This is a genomic window from Capnocytophaga sp. oral taxon 326 str. F0382 (assembly GCF_000318295.1).
Classification (GTDB): Bacteria; Bacteroidota; Bacteroidia; order Flavobacteriales; family Flavobacteriaceae; genus Capnocytophaga; species Capnocytophaga periodontitidis.
In genome coordinates this window covers 1-9599 of sequence record NZ_KB291362.1, presented here as the reverse complement: position 1 = coordinate 9599, position 9599 = coordinate 1, and the positions used below count along the sequence as shown (strand labels likewise).

The window sequence follows — 9599 nt, the reverse complement described above, 5'->3', positions numbered from 1 at the left end:
CTCCTGAATATAAAAAATATGGCTGGGAAGACTATAAACCTTAAATAAAAAACCCTTACCTTTGCAAAACAAACAAACAAACAAACAAGATAGAACAATGAACAATCTACTCACCCATTATCCTATAAATTGGATAGACGGAATGAAGCTAAGCAGCAGCCATTTTATTGCTGTGCAGGACTTTGTAACTGATAGTGTTAGAGATGCCATAGCCCTGCAAACCACAGACCTTAACTATGGCTTACAACCTGTGGCAGGCGATTCGGTAAAGATGCATGTGCTGATGGATCACTACAATCAGCTGCAACTAACCCTTGAAGAATGCCACGCCGTTACTCCTAATGGAATACGTATACAAATCAGTGCCTCACAAGAAGGACAAACCTTAACGCTGAGTAAGGATATGACAGAAATGAAGGGTAATGCCACTTTTTCTGTGTTTATCACCGCTGAATTGTTTAAACCGACCCCTTATGGAGAGGCAGCAGCACAAGAATACCCACCGCGTATTCCTTTTTTGCGTCCTACCTACTCCCTTTACCTCTATACAGATGAAGAATTAAAGAATAAGGATTTTGGCGATGAGTACCTTATGATTGGAAAGGTAATTGTAGAAAATGGGCAAGTGCGCTTGGATGACACCTATATTCCACCTTGTAGCTGCGTGATAGCACACCCTTCCTTACAAAACCTCTACCATCGCATTCGTAGCTTTTATGCTAAGATGGAGAACTATGCCATACAAATCTCACAGAAAATCCATATCAAAAAGCAAAATAATGAGCTATCAGCAATGATAGACAAGATAGATGAGCGTATGTTGGTGTTTTTAGGGCAGGAAATCAACCGCTTTGAACTACTGTCGCCTTATAACCCACCTTGTGAATTGCTGCTTTCAGTAACAGCCTTTGCACGTATTGTGAAGAACTTTACAGATGCCCATTCAGGAGCAGGCAAAGAGGAATTGCTGAACTATTTTTCTGAGTGGTGCAACCTTACCCAAGGAGCTTTTGAGCAGGTATTCAATACCCTTATCAATACCTACTACAACCACAACCATATCCGCAAGCATATCAAAATAACAGAAGAGTTTATGGACTTGATAGAAGACTTGTACAACAACCTAAGCCGCTTGGATTATATAGGTAAAAAGCCCGATGGCGGTATATTTGTGGCTGAAACAACCAATGAAAATCAAGATATAGTAAGGCGTACCCGCAGCCTCTTGGTAGATTAATTTGTTAAACAATTAAAGTTATAAATACTATGGAAATAGTCAATAAAGAACAGCGCACAAAAGCCTATTGGTTTTTCGTCCTCTTTTTTGCTATCACAGTTACTATTGTGGTGATAGCGATGTTTGCCAATGTGCATTTCCCTTTTGAGGAAAACAAATTGCTTAAGGAGAAGAATGCTAAGTTAGAAAAGGATATCGCCATACAAAACCATTTTGCTGCTGATTTAGAGAAGGTAAAAGTAGCGGTAGATTCTATTGGAGTGTCTAACCTTAAAGACGACTTCTTCAATGAAAAATTAGCCCTATCCATCTTGGCTGATATGTACAAACAGCTTCCCAAAGACACCCTAAACAATAAGAATATGTACAACAACACCATTCTTGTGTGTAAGCAGTATATTGATGCTAAAAAACATATCAAGAAACTCACTGCTGACAGAGCTTTGTTGGACAGCCTAAACGACATCAATCAGATCCTACAAGAGGAATATGATAAGATGAAAGTAGATTTAGAGGTTTGTAAACAACTATATCAAAATCAGTAAGTAAGCCAATGCCACAGAGAACCTATATAGCCATAGCCTTCTTATTTTTAGGCTTGCTTACAACAAAAGCACAGCCCTTACCTTTGCCACAATTTAAGGTGATAGAACAGTGTGATGTCAGTCAGCCTAAAGCCAAGTTAAATGGCTTGCCGTATGTAAATGTACCTCCTATGTACCTGAGAGTGGACAATGAGGAGTACACTTACGCCGCTTTGCAATTAGGAAAGAGGAAGAATAGTATCTTCCTATTTTTGAATATACTTGCCCCTTCCACTTGTCTGAAAAAGGAAAAGATTGTAGATGTCTATTTTGAGTCAGGAGAGATGATAAGCCTTAAGAATCAATACCCTCTCAATTGTGATGGTTATTTTGTAAGGCAACTAAGCCGCTCAGAGCTTAAAAAGATGCGTAATGATAAGATTACAAAGATTTTGGTGTATTCATTCCAAAAAGTGTATGAGTTTTATCTGGGAGAAGGTGGAGATAAAGAACTCAAAGAACACCTAAAATGCCTTTATTACTATCGTTTAACCACTAATTAAAAGCAGTTATGTCCTTTATGGAACTTGACCTAAATGTCCGAATGAGTGAAAACCCGCTGGCATTAAACAAAAAAGATGCAGGTGAGGAGGTAGTGGTAGTACGTGAGGAAAGCAGATTTAAACAACATACGATTAATATGCTTATCTCAGATAAAGAAACTGGCAGTGTGCAGCTCAATATAAATGGTACTTTATTGGAACTCCCCACCTATAAACTCACTATAACCGATGACAAAACAGAAGAGATAAAGGTGTTTCAGGTAACAAGGGACATTCCTCACTTTACAGGAGAGAAGCAACACAAAAGCCTACTTTCTTTTATAGGCATCAAACGATTTGACACGACTTCCTATTTGTATGAGAATATCTGCTTTGAACCCGACAAAGAGGGTATTACTGAATACACACTAAGCAAATACCGCAAAAAGACCGAAGACAGTCTCTCTTATACTTTTGCTCACAGAGGGCAAACTATACTTTTGTATGCTGGTAATATTGAAAACTTTCAAAAACCTCAAGATGTGGATTACTTCTTTGTCATCGTAGATGCCCACAATGGACAGAGTTTTATGGGAGATATACACTACCGTGAGCAACTACTCAAACTCACCCCAAAAGTACAATTGCAACTTATCAAACGCAAACAACTCACCAAAGAGATAGAGTATACCGAAAAGGGAGAGATAAAAAAGAAAATATATTTATGATAATGAAAGGCACTTACTACAAAACTCCCATAGACTTCAAGGCACTGATAGAGAAGCGCGACCTTGCCAAGACCACCTTAGAGACCTCCATTGACCAGCAACTCTTCCTACTGGCTACCACAGCTTGGGGAGAATGCAAGTTTGATGAAGGCTTTGGAACGGGATTTTGGGAGACAGACTTTGATATGCTTAAAAGTGATGCCAACCTTAAACTCTTGGTAAAAGATAGTTTAAAAGAAGCCATACAGCGATACGAAAAACGTTTATTCGTGCAAGAGGTTGAAGTAGAGGTGACCAATCAAAACCTGAGTACCTTAGAAAAGACCCGTACAAAGAAGAAAGTAATGATCTATGTCAAAGGTTTTATAAAAGAGACAAACAACCCTTATGAGTATAGAACACACTTGTTTATAGCACCTTTGTCTTACTAACAAATACAAAAAAGATGGATCAAGATAGAATAAGAGACCGCATATTAAGACGTGCCTCACGTATGTGGGGCTATAGTGAGAGCGAAACAGAGAACTCCTTTGACCCCTTGGTGGGTTTACTGATTTCTGCTTGTGCCTCAGAACTTGAAAAACTCAGCTTTGAACAAGAAAACTCACGTGCAAGGATTATCGACCGAATTTTAGAGGTGATGTTCCCCGAAGAAGTTGCTGGGGCACTCCCTGCGCATACAATCTTACAAGTACACCCTTCCCAAAACAACAAGCCTATCTCATTATATAACAGCTTTGCAACCAAGAAAAGAGTTCAAGATATCTATAACCCCCAAGAGAATAAAGAAATAGAAATTACTTTTTCCCCAACTATACCCTTAAAACTCACTACAGCCAAAGTAAAATATATCGCTTATGGCAATGAACTAATAGAACAAGAGAGCTTTTTCTTTGATGAGAAAATAGCCAAAGGGGTAAAACCACTCCCAGCAGGTGAGCTATGGATTGGGATAGAAAACACCAATAATGAACCTTTGGAAGACCTTCAGTTTTTTATCAATGTAAATAACAATGAACATAAAGAGCTCTTCTATCACTATTTAAAATTAGCTACTATAAGTGCTCAAAACAAAAATTTTACACTGCGCAATGGATACAATGTAGAAGATAAGCATCTTGATTTACAGCATATTATTACCAAGAATAACAACTCATTAGCTTCTATATACAATGAGGTCAATCAAGTCTACCAGCCTAATTTCTATACGCTTAAAGGTGTATTGGAGCCTATTAGTCCAACTAATAACAAAGAAGCAGAAACTCAGTTATATAGTCATTTTCCTAATATAGAAGAGCAGGTCAAAGAAAATATTTTGTGGATTAAATTTGAGTTCTCCACAGTAGTACACACAGAGGTTTTTCGCAGTGTGCGCTTTATGCTCAGTTGCGTGCCTGTCATCAATATAGGGTACAAAAAATTACCTCAAATACTCAAGGGAAGTCTTAATATATTTCCATTACCCACAGAGCATCACTTTTTGGACATTGATTATATCATTGATGGCAACCAGAATAGAATTGACTTAAAAAAACACCAAAGCAAAAAGCAGGACACCGTTGCAGTGGTCAGACGAGGAGGAGTTGCCCGACTTGACAACAGAGAGGCAACCGAGCTATTGCAATACCTTTTAGAGGTTATAAAAAATGAAGCTGCAGCCTTTGCTGCTGTTGGAGGCGATTACACTAAGGATGTGCTAAAAGAGATTTTTCAGCATATAGCCTCTTTGGAGCAGAGAAAAGATAAACAAGGTATCGTAAAGGATAACAATACATATCTTATCATTTCCACTACTAAGAGCGAAGAGCAAAATAACTGTGAGGTAGCTTTCTGGCATACCTCAGGAGCGGAAGGCAATGGACTAAGAGCAGGAACCAAATGTAGCCCACCTACTCAAACTTCTTATTTTACAGCACCTGCTACTATCCTAAAAACCTCAGTAGGCGGTAGAAATAGACTCACTTCTGAGGAAAAACTCTTAGAACTAAGAAGTGCCTTGCTCTCACGCGGTAGGATAGTAACCATCGCGGATATAGAAGCTTTTGGGATGAGCCATTTTAAGAGTGCTATAACCACCATTGAGGTAACAAAAGGCACTAAGAAAGAGGTCTCTACTACCCAAGGTTTTAGTCGTACCATAGATATCTACCTTACAAAGAACAATACAACTCAAAATATAAGCCCAGAAGAATGGGAGTACCTCAAAGAGAGTTTTATGCTAAAACTAAAGAGTGCCTCAGCTAATATGTACCCTTATCGGCTTTTTGAGAAGAGATAAGAACTAAAAAAGAGAAAAGAAACTTTTATATTTTGATAGAATTTTGAAAGATTTTTATAAACACGTTTAATTTATTGAATATCAATAAATTGAAAACTCACTTTTAAAACGAAGTGGTTAAAGTTTTGTTAAATTTAACGAAAACTCTTGTGTGTTAAATAATATTGCGTAATTTCGCACCGAGATACATCTATAGATTTATCCATTCTTAAATTTGAATGGGAAAGTAGGTGCGAAGAAGCGTAATAAAGAAACAATATTAACTTAATACATAAATACTATGGCAGTTAGCAGTAAAGGTATAGGCGGAAATGAAGTCCCCTTAGATGCCAATGAGGCAATTGCAGACATTCCTCAGAATAGAACCCTGATAGCACAAAAGCTAACAGCAGATGACCCCATCAAGCCAGAGCTGGTAGAAGGGCTTACTTCTATTGAAAAAGTATTTGAACACTTTAGCCCGCAGATAAACATAGACTTTGAGGATGCTGAAGGAGCTATGAAGAAAGAGACACTTTCTTTTAGCAATCTGGGAGATTTTGGGGTAAAGGGCATCACAGCACAAAGCGACTTCCTTACAGGTTTGGAGACTGAAAAAGACCAATACCAAAAGATTGTTAAGCAATTGAAAAGCAATAAGGTGCTTAAATCTGCCTTAGAAGACCCCGAAGCCAAGGCAGCACTGTTGAGTACCTTACGAGGCTTGATTAGTGAATTAACAGAAAAGAAATAGTTTAGTTTTTACCTAAAAATATAAGACAATGGCAGATAATACAGCTAAACAAGCACAAGGTGCTCCCTTAGCACCACAAGGAAAACCTATTTCCATAGAGAAGTCTATAGAGGCTTTGGCACGTTATGGCGGATTTGACCTCTTAGAGAGTGCTATTGAGAATGTACAAAATGTAAATCCAGAGCGCAAAGCACGTAGAAATATTTTCCTTTCAGAGGCTAACAAAGCCAAAGAACGTGAGACCTTAAAAAAGACTTTAGAGTTATGGCTCAATGTGCTTAGTGATAATGAGACCATTACCGATATGGTTGCCTCTTCAGAAGACCATAAAAAAGCCTCTGAAGCGTTACTTACAAAGAACTTAGCGTATGCCGTAGACGCTACCAAAGAGTTAGAGGCTAACTATCGTACGGTAGCACTTTTCTATAAAAATACCGAAGAAGATAAGGTTAAGAATGTAACCATTGTTAATGCTACTCTTGAGCAACTTAAAGACTTAGATAACACCCGTTTTATTGATGCCATCCACGCAGAGCTTACTGATAATTATGACCGATTAGACCTTAAAAACAACTATTCTATCTTGGTTATCCCAGGTTATTTAGGTTCTAATGCAGTACTTGAGAAATGGGCTAAAATAGCGCATAGCAATAAGGTAATGCTCGTTACTGACTTCCAGCACTTGGATGAGCCAGATGATGTAATGGAAATGTTTGATGAGGCAAATCACACAGGGGGAGATGTATACCGCTCCAATGTACTGATGACTTGTAATTGGCTCGTAGGTCGTGGTCGTTTTGAAGAAATAGCAGAAGCAGATGATTTATTTGTACCCCCTTCAGCAGCTTTGGCTGGTAAGATTTACAAGACACTGATGTCTCAGGTAACGGCGGGTAAGAAGTTTGGGGGTATCAATGAGGTAGAAGGAGTGAAGTTTGACCTTAAGAAGAGTGAGATTGCTAACTTAGAGAGTCTGGGACTTATCCCAATGGTCAATGAATATGGCAAGGTAATGGCATTTTCAGCCAAAACCTTATTCAATGGGGATAATATAGGTTTGCAGACCTATTCAGTAGTACGTGTGTTTGATTATGTGACCAAAGTGCTGATGGACTTTTTGAACAGACGTGCTTTTGAGAACTATTCCTCAGTAACCCGCAAGGAGATTATGGGACAGATAGTGCGCTTTTTAGATAGCATTACAGGTCCTTATAAGCTGATTGAAAAGTTTGAAATCAAACGATTTGAGCAAGATGCTATCCAAAAAGACAAAATCCATTTGGATATTCATATGACCCCTTATTTCCCAGCAAAGAACTTCCTGATTAAGATGGACGGACAAAAGGGAGATGATGGCAACGAGTGGGATGTAGAATACGCACAGAATTAAAAAATAGATAATATACATAATTATTGTAATTAAGATGATAAACTAATAAAAGCCAATTGAAAATTAATAGAGAGTAAGGAGAGAAAGAAGGCAAAATATATTTTCCATCGTTGGTAGTATTGAGTATTTAAATTTTAAAATATATTTAACATGGCATTTAAAGCAAAATTAGTGGTTGCGGGTAAAGAGCGCAACATTCTTTCCGTAGACTACGGAATGTTACAGGAAACCGATGCGTCAGGCAGACCATCAAGTATCTCAAGAGGAGGAAAGATCCACATCACTGTGGAAAGCACAGGAGATACCGACCTCTTTGAGTGGATGACCAATTCTTTTGAAAGAAAGGATGGGAGTATTGTCTTCTTAAAACGAGACAGTGAAGCGACTTTAAAAGAGTTGAAGTTTAAAGAGGCTTATATTGTTAAGTACCAAGAAGATTTTGATGCGACAGGAAATCAACCTCTTAAAGAAACCTTTACGCTTTCAGCTAAAGAGATTGAGCTTGGTACAGGCAAACACGTCAATGAGTGGGTGTAGGTGCTGAGAGAAGTAAACATTTCATTATTAATTTTTAAAAAGGAATATTTATGGCTTTTAAGGCAAAATTAAAAGTAGCAGGTAAGGAGTTTAACATCCTTAAAGTGAGCTACGCGTTGTTCCAAGAGACAGACGCAACAGGAAGACCGTCAAGTGTTGCCCGAGGTGGTAAGATTGACATAGAGATTGAAGGCACTGAGTCGCCTGAGTTTTTCGAGTGGATGGTCAATTCATTTGAGAGAAAAGACGGCAGTATTGTCTTCTTAAAACGCGATAGCGAGGCAACGCTTAAAGAACTCAAATTTACTGAGGGGTATTTGGTAAAGCACAAAGAAAATTTTGAGGCTTCAGGACAAAAACCTCTGACAGAATCCTTCACAATCTCTGCTCGTAAAATAGAGATGGGCACAGGTGCGTTTGAGAACGAATGGGTTTAGAAGTATAGAGAGCAGGTGTGAGCAGTTCATACCTGCTCTTTCTACAACTACACAATAGATAAAGATACAAAGTATTAATAGAACAACTCAAAAATAAAAAGATTACATTATGTCATTTCTTGCTAAATTAGAATTAGATGATAAGACTTACAATGTTTTGGAGTGTGAATACGATTTCACTCAAAATATTGATGAAACAGGTAAACCAAAGGGAATGCCTTATGGTGGAGAAATATCCATTAGAGTAGAGAGCACAGGAACACCTGAACTGCTCAATTGGATGTTAGACCACAACCAAACTAAAGATGGTAAAATTATTTTTTACCGTAGAGATGCTATGAGTAAGCTCCAAGAAGTGCTTTTCAAAAAAGCCTTTTGTATTAAATACAAGGAACATTTTGATGCACAAGGCACTGAGCCTTTGCAGATAGAAATACGACTCATCGCACAAGGATTTGATGTAGGTGGGGTAGCTCACAATAAGATGTGGAGAGGCTAAAGCTATTTTAAATTACTAATACTAATATCTTAAAGAGCATTTTTTATGGAGTTAAAAGATTTCAAATTAAAAAGTTTTACAGAGTTTCTTAACGATAAGACCAATCCTGTGGTCTACTGCTTACTGAGTTCTAATGGTAAAGACTTCTTGGCTACAGAAAGCTATAAAGTAGAGCTACACCAATACAACTGCCAGCACGATACCTTTACCATTGAAACCCCAGAGGACTCATTTGATAAGTTCCACGAATACATTATGGAACACTCCCGCGATCTGCTTGGCGATCCTCTTACCATTAAGTTTTATCAATATGGCAAGGTAGTACAACACTTCTCGGGAATTATCACTAAGATTCACTGTAAGCGAAAGACAGGGGGCGGTTATGGTACGCTCTATATCTCAGGAAATGCACCAAGTATTCTCTTAGATAGCGGTAAGGAATGTCAATCCTATGAGAATAAAACACTACAAGAAATTGTTGCTGCAGCTACCCAGGAGTATGATGAGTCCGCAAAAGTGGATACCTCAGCAGGAGTAAATACCACAAGGACACTTCCTTATACGGTACAATACCAAGAGTCTGACTACGACTTTATTTGTCGTTTGGCTAAGTATTATGGAGAATACTTTTATTATGATGGCAGTAAACTTATTTTTGGCAATAAACTCCAAGAGACCATTGATTTGGGTGAGA

Annotated in this window: 12 protein-coding genes; all 12 read left to right on the top strand. The window is 38.2% G+C overall.

Annotated elements, in window-relative coordinates:
- Nucleotides 1–97 precede the first annotated feature (97 nt).
- Entirely contained in the window at nucleotides 98–1237 is a 1140-nt protein-coding gene (locus HMPREF9073_RS01435) for a hypothetical protein (protein ID WP_009412196.1), read from the top strand.
- A gap of 29 nt (nucleotides 1238–1266) precedes the next feature.
- A complete protein-coding gene (gene tssO, locus HMPREF9073_RS01430; RefSeq protein WP_009412195.1) occupies nucleotides 1267–1782 on the top strand; it encodes a type VI secretion system TssO in 516 nt (171 codons plus the stop codon).
- A gap of 8 nt (nucleotides 1783–1790) precedes the next feature.
- Nucleotides 1791–2324: a hypothetical protein gene (locus HMPREF9073_RS01425; RefSeq protein ID WP_009412194.1), complete on the top strand. Its 534-nt coding sequence runs from the start codon at nucleotides 1791–1793 to the stop codon at nucleotides 2322–2324.
- A 17-nt stretch (nucleotides 2325–2341) separates the two neighbouring features.
- Nucleotides 2342–3031: a hypothetical protein gene (locus HMPREF9073_RS01420; RefSeq protein WP_009412193.1), complete on the top strand. Its 690-nt coding sequence runs from the start codon at nucleotides 2342–2344 to the stop codon at nucleotides 3029–3031.
- Nucleotides 3028–3462, top strand: coding sequence for a GPW/gp25 family protein (locus tag HMPREF9073_RS01415; protein ID WP_009412192.1), 435 nt, complete (start codon nucleotides 3028–3030; stop codon nucleotides 3460–3462). Before HMPREF9073_RS01420 ends, HMPREF9073_RS01415 begins: the two co-directional genes overlap by 4 nt.
- Nucleotides 3463–3476: 14 nt before the next feature.
- Nucleotides 3477–5309 carry a type VI secretion system baseplate subunit TssF gene (locus tag HMPREF9073_RS01410; RefSeq protein WP_009412191.1) on the top strand — a complete coding sequence of 611 codons (1833 nt, stop codon included), beginning with the start codon at nucleotides 3477–3479 and terminating at the stop codon, nucleotides 5307–5309.
- Nucleotides 5310–5589: 280 nt separating this feature from the next.
- Entirely contained in the window at nucleotides 5590–6042 is a 453-nt protein-coding gene (locus tag HMPREF9073_RS01405; protein WP_009412190.1) for a hypothetical protein, read from the top strand.
- 28 nt (nucleotides 6043–6070) lie between these two features.
- Nucleotides 6071–7432, top strand: a complete 1362-nt coding sequence (locus HMPREF9073_RS01400; RefSeq protein WP_009412189.1) for a DUF5458 family protein — start codon at nucleotides 6071–6073, stop codon at nucleotides 7430–7432.
- A gap of 150 nt (nucleotides 7433–7582) precedes the next feature.
- The gene (tssD, locus tag HMPREF9073_RS01395; RefSeq protein ID WP_009412188.1) at nucleotides 7583–7969 is read left to right on the top strand and encodes a type VI secretion system tube protein TssD; all 387 of its coding nucleotides are present in this window, start codon (nucleotides 7583–7585) and stop codon (nucleotides 7967–7969) included.
- A 50-nt stretch (nucleotides 7970–8019) separates the two neighbouring features.
- On the top strand, nucleotides 8020–8406 hold the full coding sequence (gene tssD, locus HMPREF9073_RS01390) for a type VI secretion system tube protein TssD (protein WP_009412187.1): 387 nt from the start codon (nucleotides 8020–8022) through the stop codon (nucleotides 8404–8406).
- A 109-nt stretch (nucleotides 8407–8515) separates the two neighbouring features.
- The gene (gene tssD / locus HMPREF9073_RS01385) at nucleotides 8516–8905 is read left to right on the top strand and encodes a type VI secretion system tube protein TssD (protein ID WP_009412186.1); all 390 of its coding nucleotides are present in this window, start codon (nucleotides 8516–8518) and stop codon (nucleotides 8903–8905) included.
- Nucleotides 8906–8950: 45 nt separating this feature from the next.
- A partial coding sequence (locus HMPREF9073_RS01380; RefSeq protein ID WP_009412185.1) for a phage late control D family protein occupies nucleotides 8951–9599 on the top strand: 649 nt, incomplete at its 3' end.

Excerpts from the sequence above, each read along its gene's own strand:
- HMPREF9073_RS01435 (WP_009412196.1), top strand. The coding sequence starts at position 98 with ATGAACAATCTACTCACCCATTATCCTATAAATTGGATAGACGGAATG.
- tssO (WP_009412195.1), top strand. The coding sequence starts at position 1,267 with ATGGAAATAGTCAATAAAGAACAGCGCACAAAAGCCTATTGGTTTTTC.
- HMPREF9073_RS01425 (WP_009412194.1), top strand. The coding sequence starts at position 1,791 with ATGCCACAGAGAACCTATATAGCCATAGCCTTCTTATTTTTAGGCTTG.
- HMPREF9073_RS01420 (WP_009412193.1), top strand. The coding sequence starts at position 2,342 with ATGGAACTTGACCTAAATGTCCGAATGAGTGAAAACCCGCTGGCATTA.
- HMPREF9073_RS01415 (WP_009412192.1), top strand. The coding sequence starts at position 3,028 with ATGATAATGAAAGGCACTTACTACAAAACTCCCATAGACTTCAAGGCA.
- HMPREF9073_RS01410 (WP_009412191.1), top strand. The coding sequence starts at position 3,477 with ATGGATCAAGATAGAATAAGAGACCGCATATTAAGACGTGCCTCACGT.
- HMPREF9073_RS01405 (WP_009412190.1), top strand. The coding sequence starts at position 5,590 with ATGGCAGTTAGCAGTAAAGGTATAGGCGGAAATGAAGTCCCCTTAGAT.
- HMPREF9073_RS01400 (WP_009412189.1), top strand. The coding sequence starts at position 6,071 with ATGGCAGATAATACAGCTAAACAAGCACAAGGTGCTCCCTTAGCACCA.
- tssD (WP_009412188.1), top strand. The coding sequence starts at position 7,583 with ATGGCATTTAAAGCAAAATTAGTGGTTGCGGGTAAAGAGCGCAACATT.
- tssD (WP_009412187.1), top strand. The coding sequence starts at position 8,020 with ATGGCTTTTAAGGCAAAATTAAAAGTAGCAGGTAAGGAGTTTAACATC.
- tssD (WP_009412186.1), top strand. The coding sequence starts at position 8,516 with ATGTCATTTCTTGCTAAATTAGAATTAGATGATAAGACTTACAATGTT.